The 18,313-nt window shown below is 67.6% G+C and carries 15 protein-coding genes; 7 read left to right on the forward strand and 8 right to left on the reverse strand.

The genetic code is table 11. The features are described 5' to 3' along the window. Positions 1-118 precede the first annotated feature (118 nt). Entirely contained in the window at positions 119-1,303 is a 1,185-nt protein-coding gene (locus AO501_RS29085) for an acyl-CoA dehydrogenase family protein (protein WP_055581026.1), read from the reverse strand. A 156-nt stretch (positions 1,304-1,459) separates the two neighbouring features. On the opposite strand from AO501_RS29085, the gene AO501_RS29090 reads away from it, so the two are divergent. From AO501_RS29090 to AO501_RS29100, 3 genes are read left to right on the forward strand one after another with little or no spacing between them, the layout of a single operon-like run. Next, complete coding sequence (locus AO501_RS29090; RefSeq protein WP_231752654.1) at positions 1,460-3,049, forward strand: flavin-containing monooxygenase; 1,590 nt, start codon at positions 1,460-1,462, stop codon at positions 3,047-3,049. Continuing rightward, positions 3,046-3,840 carry an SDR family NAD(P)-dependent oxidoreductase gene (locus tag AO501_RS29095; protein WP_055581028.1) on the forward strand — a complete coding sequence of 265 codons (795 nt, stop codon included), beginning with the start codon at positions 3,046-3,048 and terminating at the stop codon, positions 3,838-3,840. The genes AO501_RS29090 and AO501_RS29095 overlap by 4 nt, the downstream gene beginning before the upstream one ends. Beyond that, positions 3,837-4,301 (forward strand): nuclear transport factor 2 family protein, encoded by a 465-nt coding sequence (locus AO501_RS29100; protein WP_055581029.1) that lies wholly within the window; start codon positions 3,837-3,839, stop codon positions 4,299-4,301. The genes AO501_RS29095 and AO501_RS29100 overlap by 4 nt, the downstream gene beginning before the upstream one ends. Here the strand turns inward: AO501_RS29100 and AO501_RS29105 are convergent. Further along, positions 4,298-5,164 (reverse strand): alpha/beta fold hydrolase, encoded by an 867-nt coding sequence (locus AO501_RS29105; RefSeq protein ID WP_055581098.1) that lies wholly within the window; start codon positions 5,162-5,164, stop codon positions 4,298-4,300. The two genes, AO501_RS29100 and AO501_RS29105, sit on opposite strands and share 4 nt — an antisense overlap. A gap of 91 nt (positions 5,165-5,255) precedes the next feature. On the opposite strand from AO501_RS29105, the gene AO501_RS29110 reads away from it, so the two are divergent. Further along, on the forward strand, positions 5,256-7,592 hold the full coding sequence (locus tag AO501_RS29110; protein ID WP_371934951.1) for a heavy metal translocating P-type ATPase: 2,337 nt from the start codon (positions 5,256-5,258) through the stop codon (positions 7,590-7,592). Between the two features lie 6 nt (positions 7,593-7,598). Here the strand turns inward: AO501_RS29110 and AO501_RS29115 are convergent, their stop codons facing one another. Further along, positions 7,599-8,063 (reverse strand): hypothetical protein, encoded by a 465-nt coding sequence (locus tag AO501_RS29115; RefSeq protein ID WP_055581030.1) that lies wholly within the window; start codon positions 8,061-8,063, stop codon positions 7,599-7,601. Between the two features lie 178 nt (positions 8,064-8,241). Between AO501_RS29115 and AO501_RS29120 the strand changes: the two genes are divergently transcribed. After that, the gene (locus AO501_RS29120) at positions 8,242-9,672 is read left to right on the forward strand and encodes a bifunctional lysylphosphatidylglycerol flippase/synthetase MprF (RefSeq protein ID WP_156452840.1); all 1,431 of its coding nucleotides are present in this window, start codon (positions 8,242-8,244) and stop codon (positions 9,670-9,672) included. Here the strand turns inward: AO501_RS29120 and AO501_RS29125 are convergent. The 5 genes from AO501_RS29125 to acsA are packed head-to-tail and all read right to left on the reverse strand — an operon-like array spanning position 9,648 to position 14,933. Beyond that, positions 9,648-9,908 (reverse strand): phosphopantetheine-binding protein, encoded by a 261-nt coding sequence (locus AO501_RS29125; protein ID WP_055581031.1) that lies wholly within the window; start codon positions 9,906-9,908, stop codon positions 9,648-9,650. The two genes, AO501_RS29120 and AO501_RS29125, sit on opposite strands and share 25 nt — an antisense overlap. A gap of 3 nt (positions 9,909-9,911) precedes the next feature. Further along, on the reverse strand, positions 9,912-11,201 hold the full coding sequence (locus AO501_RS29130) for a dihydrolipoamide acetyltransferase family protein (protein WP_055581032.1): 1,290 nt from the start codon (positions 11,199-11,201) through the stop codon (positions 9,912-9,914). Then, positions 11,201-12,175, reverse strand: a complete 975-nt coding sequence (locus AO501_RS29135) for an alpha-ketoacid dehydrogenase subunit beta (protein ID WP_055581033.1) — start codon at positions 12,173-12,175, stop codon at positions 11,201-11,203. The genes AO501_RS29130 and AO501_RS29135 overlap by 1 nt, the downstream gene beginning before the upstream one ends. Next, entirely contained in the window at positions 12,172-13,146 is a 975-nt protein-coding gene (gene pdhA, locus AO501_RS29140; RefSeq protein ID WP_082658909.1) for a pyruvate dehydrogenase (acetyl-transferring) E1 component subunit alpha, read from the reverse strand. Before pdhA ends, AO501_RS29135 begins: the two co-directional genes overlap by 4 nt. After that, positions 13,143-14,933, reverse strand: coding sequence for an acetate--CoA ligase (gene acsA / locus AO501_RS29145; protein ID WP_055581034.1), 1,791 nt, complete (start codon positions 14,931-14,933; stop codon positions 13,143-13,145). Before acsA ends, pdhA begins: the two co-directional genes overlap by 4 nt. 216 nt (positions 14,934-15,149) lie before the next feature. Here acsA and AO501_RS29150 point away from each other — a divergent pair, with 216 nt between their 5' ends. After that, positions 15,150-16,127 (forward strand): Acg family FMN-binding oxidoreductase, encoded by a 978-nt coding sequence (locus tag AO501_RS29150; RefSeq protein WP_055581035.1) that lies wholly within the window; start codon positions 15,150-15,152, stop codon positions 16,125-16,127. 129 nt (positions 16,128-16,256) lie between these two features. Beyond that, a complete protein-coding gene (locus AO501_RS29155) occupies positions 16,257-18,287 on the forward strand; it encodes an erythromycin esterase family protein (protein WP_082658910.1) in 2,031 nt (676 codons plus the stop codon). Positions 18,288-18,313: the final 26 nt, after the last annotated feature.

Raw genomic sequence — 18,313 nt, forward strand, 5'->3', positions numbered from 1 at the left:
ACTTGTATCACACCGCTGTGGCCCCTGTCACTCACCTCTCCTGCCGAGCAGACGCAAAATCGCACATTTCCGCTGGGAAATGTGCGATTTCGCGTCTGCTCGCGGGGGGTTGCCCCGCCTAGATCAGTGCACGCAGCGGCCCCATCGGAGGCTCGACGCCGAACGAGCTCAGCGCGGCGGCATGGTAGGTGGAGCCCGGCACATGGATCGCGTGCATCTGACCGACATGCACGTCGCGCCAGTAACGCTGCAGCGGCTTGTCCATCCGCGAGGCGTTGCCGCCGGACCGGGCGAAGATCTCGTCAACGGCCGACACCGCGCGCCACACCGCGCGCACCTGGGTGCGGCGTCCGGCCGCGCGGTCGGCGAACGACACCTCTTTCCCGGCGGCGACCATGTCGTAGATCCGGTCGGCATTGGCGAGGAGTTCCTGGCGGGCGGCGTTGATGTCGGCGGCGGCTTCCCCGATCGCGTACATGACGTAGGGGTCGTCCTTGATCGCGGTCCCGGTGGCCCCGACCCGCTCGCGTTGGTAGTCCAGGTGGGCGGCCAGTGCGCCCTCGGTAATGCCGATAGTCGCCGCCGAGATGCCCAGCGGGAACATCGTCGACCACGGCATCAGGTACAGCGGTTCGGTCATGCCGGCCTCGCGCTGGGCGGTGCCGTCCATCACCTTCGTCGCGTCCATGGTCCGGTAGCCGGGCACGAACGCGTCTTTGACGATGACGTCCTTGGAGCCGGTGCCGCGCAGCCCCACCACGTTCCACGAGTCGTCGACGATCTCGTAGTCCTTGCGCGGCAGGATCATGTGCAGCATCCGGGGCGGCATCAGCGGCAAGCCCTGCGCGTCACCGAGCATCGCGCCCAGGATGATCCAGTCGCAGTGGTCGGTGCCCGAGCTGAACTGCCAGCGGCCGTTGAAGACATATCCACCATCTACCGGCCGGGCCACGCCCTGCGGCGCATAGGGCGAGGCCATCCAGGTGTCGACGTCGTCGGCCCAGATCTCGGCGGCGACCTTCGGGTCCGCATACGCCAGCTGGTACGGGTGCACACCCACCACGCCGACGATCCAGCCAGCGGCCGGGTCCAGCGCCGCCGTCGCCATCGTCGTCTCGGCGAACTCCCGGGGGTGCACCTCGAACCCCTGGTACTGCTTGGTTTGCAGCAACCGGATCAACCCGGCCGCCTTCATCATCTTGACCGTGTCGTCGGTGAGCCGGCCGATGCGCTCCGCCTCCGGCGCCTGCTCGCGCAGTTGGTCCGCCATCTCCACGACCCGGTCGAGTACCCGCTCGCTCATGCTGTCGTCCTAACGTTCTGTGGGGCTGTCTTCTGGTCTACCGCAGTCGGTGCCCAAAATCGCCCCTACGGCCCGATGACCGGGATTCTGCTATCGACGGATGGCCGAGACGCCTTAACGTGGGTCCCTGTGAGTGCTGAGCAAGCGACGGATGTTGTGGTGGTGGGTGCCGGATTCGCCGGTCTGTACGCACTGCACAAGTTTCGCACCCAGGGGCTGCGGGTCCGGGTGATCGAGGCCGCCCCCGAGCTTGGCGGCACCTGGTACTACAACCGTTACCCCGGCGCCCGTTGCGACGTCGAGAGCGTCGACTACTGCTACTCGTTCTCCGAGGAGCTGCAGCAGGAGTGGCACTGGACCGAGAAGTACGCGACCCAGCCCGAGATTCTGCGCTACCTGAATTGGGTTGCCGACAAACTCGACCTGCGCCGCGACATCGAGTTCCAGACCCGAGTCATCTCGGCCAGCTTCGATGAGGACGCGCTGAACTGGACCATCAGCACCCACAGCGGAAACCAGCTCACGACGCGGTTCGTGGTGATGGCGACCGGCCCGCTGTCGGATGCCATGACGCCGCAGTTCCCCGGACTCGACACGTTCGCGGGCGAGATTTACCACACCGCGCACTGGCCGCACGACCCCGTCGACTTCACCGGCAAGCGGGTCGCCGTCATCGGCACCGGATCCTCAGGCATTCAGTCGATTCCGATCATCGCCCAGCAGGCCGCGCACCTGACCGTTTTCCAGCGCACCCCGAATTTCAGCGTCCCGGCCGGCAACCGGCCGCTGTCCGCGCAGGAACTAGACGAGATCAAGCGCGGCTACCCGGAGCGCCGCCGCCTGTCGTGGCGCAGCGGTGGGGGATCACCGCACATCACCGCGGCCAAGCCGGCGATGGAGCACAGCGCTGAAGAGCGGCGTGCCGCGTTCGAAAAGCGTTGGCAACTGGGCGGAGTGCTGTACTCCAAGACGTTTCCCGATCAGACCATCGACCCTGCTGCCAACGAAGCGGCCCGCGAGTTCTATGAGGAGAAGGTCCGCGCGGTCATCAGCGACCCGGCGGTTGCCGACCTGCTGATCCCGACCGACCACCCGATCGGGACCAAGCGAATATGCACCGACAGCAACTACTTTCAGACCTTCAACCAACCCAACGTCACGCTGGTCAGCGTGCGGGCCACCCCGATCGAATCGGTGGACAGCAGCGGTATCAACACCACCGACCAGCATTACGACCTCGACATGATCGTTTTCGCAACCGGTTTCGACGCACTCACCGGGGCGCTGGCCAAGATCGACATCGTCGGAAGGGACGGCGCCAGACTGCGCGACCGGTGGGCGCACGGGCCGCGCAGTTATCTCGGCCTGGGCATCGACGGCTTCCCCAACCTGTTCGTGATCTCGGGCCCCGGGGCACCGGCCGTCCTGGCCAATATGGTGTTACACGCCGAGGCGCAGGTGAATTGGATCGCCGACGCGATCGAATACCTGGACGCCCGCGGTTATGCCGCAATCGAAGCCGGCGCCGAAGCGGTCGACAGCTGGGGCGCCGAATGCGCGCGACTGGCCGATGCGACGCTGTTCACTAAAGCGGACTCGTGGTACATGGGGGCGAACGTGCCTGGGAAGCCAAGGGGTTTCATGTTGTTCATCGGCGGCTTCGCCACCTACAACCAGATCTGCGCGGAGGTCGCCGCCGCCGGCTACAAAGGGTTCGAGCTCGTCAAGAAACTTGGTACGACATGACCGATGCGGCGCGGTACGGGCCGTGGGCGGTGATCGTGGGTGGCTCCGAGGGCGTCGGCGCGGAGTTCGCCGCGCAGTTGGCGCATGACGGGTTCGACCTGGTGCTTATCGCGCGCAAACCTGGACCGCTCGAAGAGACCGCGCGCCGCTGCCGTGACCTCGGAGTTCAGGTGCACACCATCGCCGTGGATCTGCTTGAGCCCGAATCGGTCTCACGTATCGCCACCGACACCGCCGACCTCGAGGTGGGGCTGCTGATCTACAACGCCGGCGCCAACACCTGCCGGGAACAGTTCCTGGACGCTGACCTCACGGCGATCCAACAGGTGATCGACCTCAACGTGACCCGGATGCTGGAGCTGGTCCAGCATTTCGGACGTCTCATGCGGGATCGGCGCCGCGGTGGCGTCATCCTGGTCGGCTCGCTGGCGAGCACGTACGGGTCGATGCAGCAGTCGGCCTACGCCGGCGTCAAAGCCTTCGGCCGGCTTTTCGCCGAGAGTCTCTGGCTCGAACTCCGCGAGTACGACGTCGACGTGCTGGAGTTGATCCTGGGCGTCACCCGCACGCCGGCGATGGAGCGCGCCGGGTTGAATTTCGACGTGCCCGGCCTGGCGGTGTCCGAGCCCGCGGACGTGGCCCGTCAGGGACTGGCGAACCTGGCGAACGGCCCGGTGCTCGTCGCCGGTGACAACGCCGCGGCATTCCGATGGGGCAATGGACCCGACCGGGCCGCGATAGTCCTTGGCGCGCACCACCGAGTCCAGGCCCTGCTGGGGGAGAAACAATGACCGACATCACCGACCTGCTCGGCCGCATCCAGCGACTGGAGGACGAGCGCGACATCGCCCGGCTGATCGCCTCCTACGGCCCGGCGGTCGACGCCGGTGACTCCGGCGCGACCGCGCGCCTGTGGGCGGAAGACGGTGTCTATGACGTCGACCTGATGCGCATGGAGAGCCGCGACGAGGTGCGCGCGATGGTCGACTCCAAGGCGCATCAGAAGATGGTGGCGCACGGGTGCAGCCACTTCCTGGGCCCGGCTGTGGTGACGGTGGACGGCGACACCGCAGTGGCGGTGTGCGAGTCGCTGGTGCTGGTGCGAGACGGCGACGGATACCGCGTATGGCGTTCTACCGCAAACCATTTCGCGTTGCGGCGGATCGACGGGCAGTGGCGGATCAGCGTCCGCACCAGCCGCGTGCTGGACGGCAACCCCGAGGCACACGCCTTGCTGGTCCGGGACCTTTAGAGGCGCGAAAGAAACGCCAGGACGGTGCTCTCGAACGCCGCCTTCGCCTCGATCATCGCCCAGTGCCCGCAGTTGGGAAACACATGCAGCTCCGCGTTGGGGATGGTGCGCATCGGGATGATCGCCATGTCCAGGGGGCTCACCCGGTCGTCGCGCCCCCACGTCAGCAGCGTGGGGGCGGCCACCTTGTGCATGACCGCCCACGGCATCGGCCGGTCGGTCGCACCCATCGCCGCGATCATCGCCGCGTATGCGGCCTTGCCGTACATGCGACGGGCGGAGGCCAGCGTCTCGGGGTCGGTGGCCAGGTGCCAGCGCTCCTCGATCAGTTCCTCGGTGACCAGCGACTGGTCGTAGACCATCGACTTGAGCCAGTCGACCAGCCGTTGCCGGGTGGGGTCCTCGGTGAACTCCTGCAGCAGCCGGATGCCCTCGCTCGGACCGGGGCTGAAGGTGTTGGTGCCGATGCCTCCGATCGTGACCAACCGGTCGATGCGGTCGGGGTAACGGATGGCGAAGTTGATGCCGACGCCGCCGCCCATCGAGTTGCCGACGATGTGCACGCGGGCCACCCCGAGTGCGTCCAGGAACGGCGCCACGACCCCCTGGGCGGTGATCATCGGGTGACCGCCGAAGTCGTCGGTGACGCCGAAGCCGGGGAATTCCAGGATCAGGCACCGGAAGTGCCTGGCGAACGTCGGCAGCACCCCACGAAAGTTGCGCCAGCCACTGACACCGGGACCCGATCCGTGCAGGAACAACACCACCGGTCCGGTGCCGCCGGAGTCGTAGTAACGCAAAGTGCCTACCGGAGTGTCGATTTCACGCAGGTTGTGCTCGGCTGATTCACCACTGTTGGACACGGCGTTCACTGTGCCACGTCCACACGGTGAGCGGCAGAGGGTTTGCCGCGCAAAGGGTAAATAATCGACGGGTGAGCATTAGGAAATTCCGGTGGATGGCACTGCAGCGCCAAGTCTGATAGCGCGCTTACGCCTGGTGTTCGGGCCGCTCTTGACCGTGTTCGTCGTCAGCGCCCTGGCGCTCGGCGGCGCCGCCTGGCTGGCGGGCTGGCACACTGTCGCCGACGCGTGCTGGATCGCCGGCACCATTGCCGCGACCGGACCGGCACTGTTCTGGGTCTTGGTGGCGTTGCGCAGGGGCCGGGTCGGCGTCGACGTCATCGCGGTGCTGTCGCTGGTCGGCACGCTGTGGGTGCGCGAGTATCTGGCCGGCGCGCTGATCGCGGTGATGTTCGCCGGCGGCCGGGCGCTGGACTCCGCGGCCGAGCGCCGGGCGACTCGCGACCTGCGGGCGTTGCTGGACCGCGCGCCGCGTTTCGCCCGGCGGCGGGTCGGGACGCAGATCAGCATGATCGACCTGGCCGAGGTAGCGGTCGGGGACGTGCTGGTGGTCGGACCCGGCGAGGTGGTGCCGGTGGACGGGCGGGTCACCGACGAGGTCGCGGTCCTCGACGAGTCCGCGCTGACCGGTGAGCCGCAGCTGGTCGAGCGTGCGACCGGTGACACGGTGCGCAGTGGTGTGGTCAACGCCGGCAACGCTTTCGAGTTCGAGGCCCGCGCCACCGCCGCCGACAGCACCTACGCGGGAATCGTGCGGCTGGCGCAGCAGGCCGGCGCGCTCAACGCGCCCATCGTCCGGTTGGCCGACCGTTTCGCGGTCTGGTTCCTTCCCCTGACCCTGGTGGTGGCCGGTGCCGCGTGGCTGGCCAGTGGGTCAGCGGTGCGCGCCGTCGCGGTGCTGGTCGTGGCGACCCCGTGTCCGTTGCTGCTTGCCGCGCCGGTGGCGATCGTCTCGGGGTTGTCCCGGGCTTCGCGGGCCGGGGTGGTGATCCGGGGTGGGGGAGCCCTGGAAAACCTGGGTCACGCCAAGACTCTGGTGATGGACAAGACCGGCACCCTGACGATGGGACGCCCGACCGTGGTCGACGTGGTGGCCGGACCGGGGCGGGACGCTGCCGAGATCCTGCGGTTGAGCGCCTCGGTGGATCAGTTCTCTCCCCACGTGCTCGCCGAGGCCATCGTCACCGAGGCTCTGAGCAGGAAGCTGGAGCTGTCAGTACCCGCCGACATGGTCGAGCAGCCGGGGCAGGGCGTGACCGCGACGGTGGACGGGCATCGCGTGATGGTCGGCAAGGTGCCCGCGGGCGAGCTGGCCGGCGGATGGACCACATCGGTGATCAGTCGCGCCCGGCTGGACGGAGCCGGGATCGCGTGGGTCAGCGTCGACGGCGCCGCCGCGGGAGCGGTGTTACTGCGGGATCCGCTGCGCAGGCACGCGCCGCGGACGGTGCGCCGGTTGCGCGAGGCCGGACTCGAGCGGCTGCTCATGCTCACCGGAGACCGCGCCGAACCCACTCGCGACGTCGCCAACATTCTGGGACTGGACGAGGTTCGTGCCGACCAGACGCCCGAGGACAAATTCGCCGCCGTTCGCGAGGAGAGCGAACGCGCGGTGACGGTGATGGTCGGCGACGGAATCAATGACGCGCCGGCACTGGCCGCGGCCACCGTCGGCGTGGCGATGGGCGCGCGGGGAGCCACCGCGTCCTCGGAGGCCGCCGACATCGTGCTGACCACGGACCGCCTGGACCGGCTCGCCGACGCGATGGACATCGCCCGCTGGTCCCGCCGCATAGCCGTGCAGAGTGCCGTCGTCGGCATGAGCCTGTCGCTGATCGCGATGGTGATCGCCGCGCTGGGCTGGCTGCCCCCGGCCGCGGGTGCGCTGCTGCAGGAGGGCATCGACGTCGCGGTGATTCTCAATGCGCTGCGGGCCCTGCGCGGCAACCCGGCCAACGACGTGCAGGTGGACCCGCAGACCGAGCAGATGCTGCTCCGCTTCGCCGCTGAGCACGACGCCTTGCGGGACACCATCGGCCTGCTGCGCGACAGCGCCAATCGGCTGGCGAGCGGGACGGACGCTCTTCCGCTGGAGTCTCTGGCCGCCGTGCACACCCTGCTTGTCGACCGGATCCTGCCGCACGAAGAGGCCGAAGAGACCGAGCTGTACCCGGCCCTGGCCGGCCCACTCGGCAGCAGCGAGGCGACCGCCACGATGAGCCGCACCCACGCGGAGATCAAACGACTTGCCGATCGCATCGGCACGCACCTGGCCCAGGCGCAGGCGGCTGGGGCGATACAGCCCGACCAGGTCGACGACCTGTTGGCGTGCCTGTACGGGCTCTACACCCTGCTGCGGCTGCACTTCGTCCAGGAGGAGGAGAATTACTTCACTCTTGCTGAGGACGAGTCCGCTCCGGAGAAGTGAATCGCTTTACGCGGCGTGTCGCAGATTCCGTGGCGCCGCTTCGGCTTTCGGCTCCGGTGCCGCCGGAACCGGGCGCCACCCGACGTAGGTCAGGTACAGGCCGGCCACCGCGAGCAGGACGCTTGCCGTCATCCACATGCCGTCCATGCCGATCGTCGCGTCGGCCGCTGCCTTGAAGGCCTTCGGGAAAGCCAGCAACAACATTCCGCGCAAGGTCATCGCCCAGCCCAGCACCGACACGATGATCGCCGCCGCGCCCCGCCAGTACGGGTGCAGTCCCACGGTGATCAGGCCGCAGATGAGGACCAGGGCGCCGGTCACCCAGAACCATACCGGGCTGGACTCGAAACCGGTTAGCAGCGTGCGCATTTCGGATCCACGTGCCACCGTCGTGATGCCGATGATGGCGAAGAAGGGGCCGAGCACGCGGGCGAACTCGCGCGTGCGTGGCTGCAACTGTGAAGTGCTCATTGCAATACCTCCGATTGGAGACGCTCGTCTCCATACCACCATCTGAGCACTTCGGCCGGTCCAGCGGGAGGGACCGAAGTCCTGAATCGGCCGGGACATTCGTCCAGCTTGGTGACTTAAGCCTCACGACCGGCACCGCCCGGGCGGCTAGCGTTCTCCAGGGGTAAGGGAGTACGGAATGAAAGTCAGGCAGCGCGGTCGTCGTGCCACCGCCGCGCTCGCGTCCGAACGCATCATCCTGCGGACGGACCGGCGTGCGGCGCGGTTGGCCAGTTCGCTGCTGCTGGGCTGCGTGCTGACTTGGCTGACAATATTGACGCTGCACGAACACCCGGGCGCGAATTGGCATGCGGTGGGCCGGTTCGGCTGGTCGCTCGCGCTGCTGGCCGCCGTCGTCCTGATCGCACGCGGGGTATTCCTCGGGCGACCGGTCACCCCGCGGCACACCGTGGGCGCGGCCGCGCTGCTGTCGGCCGGCACCTTCGCGCACTTCCTGGACTTCGGCGGCTGGGGCAATGTGCTGGTCGGTGCCAGCGGGCTGGCGCTGATGTGGCCGACTTCGGCTGAGCCGCAACCGGAGTTGCTGCAGCGGGTGTGGGCGCTGGTCGATGCCACACCGAACGATCCGTTGGCGCCCTTCGCAATGCATTCGCTGAAAAGCTACTACTTCAACGCCGCGGGCACGGCGACGATCGCTTACCGCACCCGGCTGGGGTTCGCCGTCGTCAGCGGTGATCCGATCGGCGACAGCGCGCAATTCGAGCAATTGGCAACCCAATTCGCTGTCCTGTGCCGGTCTCGCGGCTGGCGGATCGTCGTGTTGGCAGGTGCGCAGCGAAACCTTGGTCTGTGGACCAGGGAGCTGATCGGTCAGGCGATGCTGGCGGTCCCGATCGGGCGCGACGTGGTGGTCGACGTCCGGCACTTCAGCCTGGCCGGTCGCCGGAACCGCAATGTGCGTCAGGCCGTGCAGCGCACCCACAATCGCGGTGTGACCACCGAGATCGTCGACGAACGCGATCTGGACGCCGGCCTGGTCGCCGAACTCAGTGAGGTGCTCTACGCCTCGCACGGCGGGGTGCGCACCGAGCGCGGGTTCTGCATGAACCTCGACGGCGCGCTGCAGGGCCGTTGCCCCGGCGTCAAACTCGCCATCGCCCGCGACAGCGCCGGGCGGGTGGTCGCCTTTCACCGCTACGCGAGCGCCGGTGCCGGCTCGGAGATCAGCCTGGATGCGCCGTACCGTCGCCCGGACGCTCCCAACGGGATCGACGAGCGGCTCAGCGTGGACATGATCGCGGCGGCGAAAAGCAATCATGCACAGCGTCTTTCGCTGGCCTTCGCGGCGTTCCCGGAAGTATTCGACGCGGCCGACCCTACTCTTCCGCAGCGCCTCGCCTACCGGTTGATCCATCTTCTGGACCCGCTGATCCGGCTGGAATCGCTCTACCGTTACCTGCGAAAGTTCCACGCGCTCAACGAGCGTCGGTATGTGGTGCTGTGCACGCACCACATACCGAGCGCGCTGGTGGTGCTGTTGTCGCTGGAGTTCACACCCCGGCGCCGCCGGTTACGGCCGGCGCATCACCGTGCTGAGGCCGGCGCGTGAGTCTCGACGTAGCCGACCACGTCTGACAGGGTGCGCAATGACGCGTAGTCGGACTCCGGTATGTCGACGTTGAATCGCTTGTGGATGCCTAGCAGGAAGTTCAGCCAGTCCATCGAGTCCAGGTCGACCTGGTCGCGCAGCAGGTCGTCATCGGTGATGTCGTCGGCATCCACTTCCGGGGCGATGGTGGTCAGGACCGACAGGACCACGCCGCGAGTGTCTTCGTTCATTGTCATTCTTCACTTCTCCAGTACGTCGGGTTGTTGCAGCAGTTCGTTGATCGCGGCCAGGAACATGGCGCCGCGGTGTCCGTCACTGGCCCGGTGGTCGGCGGCCAGGGTGCCCTGTACGGCATTGACCACCCGGATACCGCCGTCGATCACGCACACCTTCTGCGTGGTCTTGCCGAAGCCGACCAAGGCGACCTGCGGCGGGTAGATCACCCCGAACACGGTGTCGACGCCCTGATCGCCGAGGTTGGTGACGGTGATGGTGGGGTCGGACATCTCGGAGCTGCGCAGGGACCCGGCCCGCGCCCGCGCTACCAGGTCGGTGAGGTCGTTCATCAGCTCGTCGAGCTTCTTCTCGGCCACGTCGTGGATGGCGGGTGCCACCAGACCGCCGCCGCGCAACGAGATGGCGACACCGACATGCACGGCGGGCGCGGGCTGGAAGCCGTCTTCCCGCCAGAAGCCGCTGAACTCCTTGAAGCGCTGCGCGGCCAGCGCGACGGCCTTGAGTTGCAGGACGGCCGGCAGTACGCGTTCGGTGATGGGCCGCTGCGCATTTCGGGCGGTGAGCCAGGTCAGCGCGGTGTCCATCAGGATCTCGTCGGCCAGGTAGTAGTGCGGTATCTCACGCTTGGACCTGCTCATGGCGGCCGCGATCGACTGCCGCATCGCGGCGCCCCGCTCGGCCATCGACATGCGTTCGCCGGCGGGTTTCGGTGCCGGCTTCTTGACCGGTTGCCTTGTGGCGGCAGCGTGTTCGACGTCGACGATCGTCACCGCGCCCCCTGGGCCGGTGCCACTGACCCCGTCGAGGTCGACGTTCAGGTTGGCCGCCAGCCGCCGCGCGGCGGGGGAGACCCAGCGGCGGTGCTGTGGCCCGGACGGTCGCGCCGGCGCCGGCCTCCCGGACGGCGACGCCGCCGCGGCCGGCTTCGGCGCCTTGCGCGGTGCCTTCGCGGCGCTTTTGCGGGGTTCCTTCTTCTCCGGTTTCTCGGCGGCCGCCGGGACGGTCGCCGCAGCGGTCACCGGGGCGGTCGCCGGGGCGGGCGCAGCGGCCGTCTCGCCCGCCGCCAGCAGGGTGGCCAGAACCGTCCCCACTTCCACTGTTTCGCCGACCGGGACCACCAACTCGTCGATGATGCCTTCCTGCCAGCACTCGATCTCCACCGCGGCCTTGGTGGTTTCGATGACGGCGACGACCTGGCCGCGCGTGACCTTGTCTCCCGGCTTGACCAGCCACTCGTTGAGCGTGCCTTCGTCCATGTCGGAGCCCAGCGCGGGCATTTTGAACTCGATCATCATCGATCCCCGAACAGTTCGTGCACGGCGGCGACGATCTTGTGCGGCTGCGGAAGTGCAGCTTCCTCAAGGTGTTTCGCGTACGGGATCGGGACCTCTTCGCTACACACCCGGCCCACCGGCGCGTCCAGATCGTAGAAGGCGCCCTCCATGATCACCGCGGAGATCTCGCCCGCCAGGCTGCCGCTGCGCCACGCCTCGTCGATGGCGACGGCGCGGTGAGTCTTGCGGACCGATTCCAGGATGGTGTCGGTGTCCAGCGGCCGCAGCACCCGCAGATCCACCACCTCGCAGTCGATTCCGGCCAGGGACAGCTCGTTGGCCGCGTCCAGTGCCTTGCCCACGCATCCGCCGTACGCGATCAACGTGACATCGTCGCCTTCCCGGCGTACCGCTGCCCGACTGATGTCCGTCGGCTCCAGCGTGTCGATATCGGTGGAGGTGTTGTAGAGCTGGACATGTTCGAAGATGATGACCGGATCCGGGTCGGCCAGCGCCGGTCCGAGCATGCCGTAGGCGTCCTCGACCGTCGCCGGCGCCAGAACCTTGATCCCCGGGATGTGGGCGTACCACGGTTCGAGACTGTGCGAATGCTGCGCGGCGAGTTGCCGTCCGGCCCCGGTGGCCATCCGCACCACGATCGGCACCGAGAACTGGCCGCCGGACATATGCCGCAGCGCCGCGGCGGTATTGACGATCTGGTCGAGCGCCAGCAGGCTGAAGTTCACCGTCATGACTTCGACGATCGGCCGTAACCCGTTGAGGGCGGCGCCGATACCGATGCCGACGAAGCCGAGTTCGGACAGCGGGGTGTCCCGGACCCGCTCCTCGCCGAATTCTTCCAGTAGCCCTTTGGACGCCGCGTAGGTTCCGCCGTAGCGCCCGACATCCTCACCCATCAGAACCACGTGCGAGTCGTCACGCAGGGCGTCGCGGATCGCGTCGTGAACGGCGGTGCGGTAGGTGGTTTTCATCGGGCCGCCGCCACCGGGGTGAGCACGTCACGGGCCAGGTCGGCTATGTCTTCCCGGGTTCCCGCGTCGGCGTAGGCAACCGCGTCGGCGATCTCCGCGGCGGCCGACTCCTCGATGTCACGGACGTCGTTGTCGGTCAGCAGTCCGTCGGCCTTCCGTCGCTGCACGAATAGATCGATGGGGTCTCGCTCGCGCCACTGCTCGACCTCGGCCTTGGTCCGGTACAAGTCCGGGTCGAACATCGAGTGAGGGCGGAACCGGTAGGTGCGGAACTCGATGAAGAACGGGCCGCCGGTGCTGCGCACGTGCTCGACACCTTTGCGGGCGGCCTCGTAACACGCCTCGACATCCATCCCGTCAACGGCCAGCGCATCGACGCGGTAGGCGGCCGCCTTCGCGGTCAGGTCGGTCTGCGACTGGGCCCGATCCAGTGCGGTGCCCATCGCGTAAAGGTTGTTCTCGCACAGGAACAACACCGGCAGGTTCCACAACACGGCCATGTTCAACGACTCGTGGAAAGCGCCCTCGGCGACCGCTCCGTCGCCGAAGTAACACGCGGTCACGCGCTTGCGCTTCAGCTGGGCGTCGGCGAGCGCGATGCCGACCGCCAGCGGCAGTCCGCCGGCGACGATCGCGTTGCCGCCGTAGAAGTGCCGGGAGGCGTCGAAGAGATGCATCGATCCGCCGCGACCACGGGAGCAGCCCTCCTGCTTGCCGAACATCTCGGCCATGATCCGGGTCATCGGGATGCCGCGCAGCAGTGCGTGCGCATGCTCGCGGTAGGTCGCCACCACCGCGTCGTCGTCGGTCAGTGCGCGCAGGGATCCCGCGGCCACCGCCTCCTCACCGACGTAGAGGTGCAGAAAGCCGCGAATCTTGGCCGCACTGTACAGTTCCGCGCATTTCTCTTCCATCCGGCGCACCCGCACCATGTCTGACAACAGCGCGTGCGTCAGGTCCTTTTCCGTCACAGCGACGCTCCTTGAGGTTGGTTATGTGGTTGTTCGATCGTCGACGTGTCCCCTTCGGGCAACCCGAGTTCACGGGCCTTCAGCAGGCGGCGCATGATCTTGCCGCTGCTCGTGTGCGGCAGGGAGTCGGCGAACTCGATCTCCTTGGGCGCCACGGCAGGTCCGAGGCGTTTGCGGGCATGACCGAGCAGCTGCAACCGGAGTTCCTCGCTCGGCGCGTACCCGTCCTTGAGCGTGACGAAGGCTTTGATGACGGAGCCGACCGTTGGGTCGGGCTTGCCGATGACGGCCGCCTCGGCCACCGCCGGGTGATCGGTCAGCGCGCTTTCGACCTCGAACGGGCCGATCAGGTGCCCGGCGGACTTGATCACGTCGTCTTTGCGCCCGATGAACCAGAAGTAGCCGTCGGCATCCCGTTTGGCCAGGTCACCGGTGAGATAAAGCCCGTCGCTGAAGCACTTTCGGTATCTCTCTTCGGCGTGCAGGTAGCCGCGGAACATCGACGGCCAACCGGGTTTGAGTGCAAGCTCGCCCTCGACGTCGGGTTCATCGATAACGGTGACGCTGCCTTCATCGCTAACGGTGTCGTTGTCGCGCACGATGCACGCCTCGACGCCGGGCAGCGGCCGGCCCATCGAGCCGGGCTTGATGTCGAAGGCCGGGGTGTTGGCGATCATGATGCCGCCGGTCTCGGTCTGCCACCAGTTGTCGTGAATCGGTAGGCCCAGTACCTCTTTACCCCACCACACGGCTTCGGGGTTGAGTGGCTCGCCGACGCTGGCGATGAACCGCAGATGCGGAAAGCTGAAGCGGGCGGGCAGTTCTGGACCGGCCTTGATCAGCATCCTGATGCCGGTGGGCGCGGTGTACCAGACCGACACCTGTTCGTCCTGCAGGATCCGGTACCAACGTTCGGCGTCGAATTCGGTCTGGTCGACGATGGAGGTCACCCCGTGCAGCAGCGGGCTGATGATCCCGTACGAGGTACCGGTGACCCAGCCGGGATCCGCTGTGCACCAATAGATGTCGTCGGGATGAAGGTCGAGTGCGTACAGTCCCGTGACGTAGTGCATGGCGACGGCGCCATGCACGTGAATGGCGCCTTTCGGGGTGCCGGTGGTCCCGCTGGTGAAGTGCAGCAGCGCCGGGTCTTCAGCGGTGGTGGGCTCGACCGGGGCGTGCTTGTCGGCGAGGTTCATGCAATGCCAGAAGTCCAGCGTTCCCGAGGGCGGCTCGCCGTGCGTGCCGTCGTCGACCACGATGACGTGTCGCACCGAGGTGAGCCGGCTGTGGATCTTGGCGATCTTGCGCTGATAGAGCGCCCTGGTGGTGACCAGCACGTCGGCCTGTCCGATATCCACCCGCGTGGCAATCGGTTCCGGCCCGAAGGCGGAGAACAGCGGTGAGACGACGCTGCCGTTGCGCAGCGCACCCAGCATGGTGATGTACAGCTCGGGGATGCGGCCCATGATGGCGAAGACCCGGTCGCCCTTGCCGATGCCCAGGGCGCGCAGCACGCCGGTGAATCGGGTCACCCGGTCGCTCAACTCGGCATAGGTCAGTTCGTGCGACCCGTCCTCGGTGAGAAAGCGAAGTGCGGTGTGCGTGCTCTCCGGTCCGCTCGCGTGCCGGTCGACGGCGGCGTAGGCGATGTTGCATCTACCCTCGCCCATGCCTTCGCACAGCCGTGGCACATCGGACCATTGGAAGTGCGCCCGGGCCTGCTCGTAGTCGGCGAGATTGGGTGAGACGCGGTAGTCGCGGGGGGTCTTGTGAATCACATCCATGTGCGGGTCCTGATCCCCAGGGGTCTGGCTCCTCAAAGCCTCTTGCGCAGACACCGGGCGCAATAGGGGACAAGGTCACTGATCACCGTGGCCGGACGTCGCTTGCCCGTGCCCTATGGCGTGACGATGGTGACCAAGGACCCTGGCACCGGAGTGTCTGCATGGCGCACGGTCGTGAATGCAAGACGTCGTACTCAGAGCGGAAAGGTGGGTGCGATGACGCGAACGCTGGTCGAAACTGCGGTGATCACGAACGCAGTGGAGTTGGCGTGCCACGCTCCTTCACTGCACAACACCCAGCCGTGGCGGTGGGTGGTCAGGGGCGCGACCGTCGACCTGTTCGTCGACCCGTCCCGCATGGTGACCTCGACCGACGCCTCCGGCCGGGAGGCCGTCCTCAGCTGTGGCGCCGTCCTCGACCATCTTCGGGTGGCGATGGCCGCCGTCGGCTGGGACACCCACGTCGACCGCTTCCCGAACCCGAACAATCTCGATCACCTGGTTTCGGCCGACTTCACGCCGATGGCATACGTGGGCCGGGCCCGCCGCGACCGCGCCGAGGCGATCACGGTCCGTCGCACCGACCGGCGCCCGTTCCGCGCGCCCAACGACTGGCCGTCACTGCAGCCGCTGCTGCGCAACTGTGTGGACCAGGACCTGGTGGGGCTTGAGGTGCTGAGCGACGACGCGCGCCCCCGGCTGGCCGAGGCCACCCGGCTCAGCGAGGCCCTGCGCCGCTACGACGACAGCTACCAGAACGAATTGAGTTGGTGGACAGCGCCTTCCAGAGAATATGACGGTATACCGCCGGCCGCTCTGGTGACGGGTGCCGAGGCGCGCGGCGTCGGTGTGAACCGGGAGTTCCCCACCGGCGCCGACAGCGAGCACGCCAGCAGACACGATCAGGCGAAGATCGTGCTGTTGTCGACGGCTGACAACACCCGCGCGGACGCGCTCAACTGTGGCGAAGCCCTCTCCTCGGTGCTGCTGGAATGCACTGTGGCGGGCCTGGCGACGTGCCCGATCACGCACGCCACGGAACTGCAGCCCGGTCGTGACATCCTTCGCGAGCTCACCGGCGGACGCGCGGCCGTCCCCCAGGTTCTGATCCGGGTCGGCATCTCACCGTCGGGTCCGATCCCGGCGGCGACCCCGCGGCGTCCGCTGGATGAGGTGCTCGAGGTCGTCGACTGACGCGGAAAGCGGCTCAGTAAATGGCCTATGTCAACCTCATGCCGGGACTTCGGTCCCTACCGACCGCGCCCGGGGATTGGTCGAATGAGGCATTGCTATTGGGGGCAATGTGAAATCTAGGAGGGCGTCATGACAAGTGCAGCCGAAGCCGGCCGGCCCGCACCACGGCGGGTGTTTCGCGACCGCCGCGAAGCCGGCCAGGTGCTGGCGAACCTGCTGAGCGCCTACCGCGACAACCCGAACGTGATCGTCCTCGGCCTGGCCCGCGGGGGATTGCCGGTGGCCTGGGAGGTGGCGGCGGCGCTGCGCGCCCCGCTGGACGCCTTCATCGTCCGCAAGCTCGGCGCGCCCGGCCATGAAGAGTTCGCCGTCGGCGCGCTGGCCAGCGGTGGCCGGGTGGTGGTGAACGACGATGTGTTGCGCGGGTTGCGCGTCACGTCCGCGCAGTTGCGCGACATCGTCGAGCGGGAGGGCCGCGAGCTGGTCCGGCGCGAGGCCGCCTACCGCGGGGGCCGCCCACCGGTGCAGGTGACCGGCCGGACGGTGATTCTCGTCGACGACGGATTGGCCACCGGCGCAAGCATGTTCGCCGCCGTACAGGCTCTGCGCGACGCCGAGCCGGCGCACATCGTGATCGCCGTGCCCGCCGCCCCGGAATCGACCTGCCGGGAATTCGAGGATCTGGTCGACGAGGTGGTCTGCGCCTCGATGCCGACACCGTTTCTCGCTGTGGGGGAGTCGTTCTGGGACTTCCGTCAGGTCAGCGACGAAGAGGTGCGCGAGCTGCTGGCCAAGCCCACCACGGGGCTTGCGTTGATCAAGCCCGCCGCACCGACAGCGGCCGAGATGATCGCCGACGTGGCGGTCGATGCGCCGCAGGGCATTCCGCCGCGCGAGATCCTCGAGCAGGTCATCGGCGACGCGCGCGTCGTCCTGATCGGTGAGAGTTCGCACGGCACCCACGAGTTCTACGAGGCGCGTGCGGAGATCACCAAGTGGCTGATCGAGGAGAAGGGCTTCTGCGCCGTTGCGGCCGAAGCCGACTGGCCTGACGCCTACCGGCTGAACCGTTACGTCCGCGGCCTGGGCAAGGACACGACGGCCGAGGCGGCGCTGAGCGGGTTCGAGCGCTTCCCGGCATGGATGTGGCGCAACACGGTCTGTCGTGACTTCGCCGACTGGCTGCGCGCATACAACCAGCGCGCGCCGCGGCAGGCCGGGTTCTACGGGCTTGATCTGTACTCCCTGCACCGGTCGATGCACGAGGTGATCAGCTACCTCGACACGGTGGATTCCGCGGCGGCGGCGCGGGCCCGGGTCCGGTACGCGTGCTTCGACCACCCCGCGGGCGACGATGGACAGGCATACGGTTATAAGGCGGCGTTCGGTGCGGGACCCAAATGTGAGCGCCAGGCGATCGAGCAGTTGGTCGAGTTGCAGCGCAATGCGCTCGACTATCTGCGCGCCGACGGCCTGCTCGCGGAGGACGAACTGTTCTACGCCCAGCAGAACGCGCAGACGGTCCGCGACGCCGAGGTCTACTACCGCTCGATGTTCAGCGGCCGGGTCTCCTCGTGGAACCTGCGGGACAAGCACATGGCGCAGACTTTGGAAGCCCTGCTCAACCACCTGGACCGGCACGGCGATGGTCACCCCGCGCGAATCGTGGTGTGGGCGCACAACTCCCATGTCGGTGACGCCACCGCCACCGAGGTGTGGGCCGACGGCCAGCTCACGCTGGGGCAACTGGCACGGCAGCGGTATCACGGCGAGGCACGCCTGATCGGGCTGAGCACCTACACGGGTACGGTCACGGCCGCCAGCGAGTGGGGCGGAATCGCCGAACGCAAGGTGGTCCGGCCGGCGCTTCCCGGCAGCGTCGAGGACCTGTTCCACCAGACCGGCAAGGACGCCTTCCTGGTGTCCTCGCGGATCAACCAGAAGGCAGCCGAGCCGATGTCGGCCGTTCGCCTCGGCCGCGCCATCGGCGTGATCTACCAGCCCGCCACCGAGCGGCAGAGCCACTACTTCCACGTCCGGCCCGACGACCAGTTCGATGCCATGATTCACATCGACACCACCCGTGCGCTGGAGCCACTCGAGACGACGAGCGTGTGGATTGCCGGCGAGACGCCGGAGACCTATCCCAGCGGTCTCTAGTCCCACCAAAGTCCGACGAGCGGAGT

The sequence above is a fragment of the Mycobacterium gordonae genome, from assembly GCF_001417955.2.
GTDB classification, from domain to species: Bacteria; Actinomycetota; Actinomycetes; order Mycobacteriales; family Mycobacteriaceae; genus Mycobacterium; species Mycobacterium gordonae_B.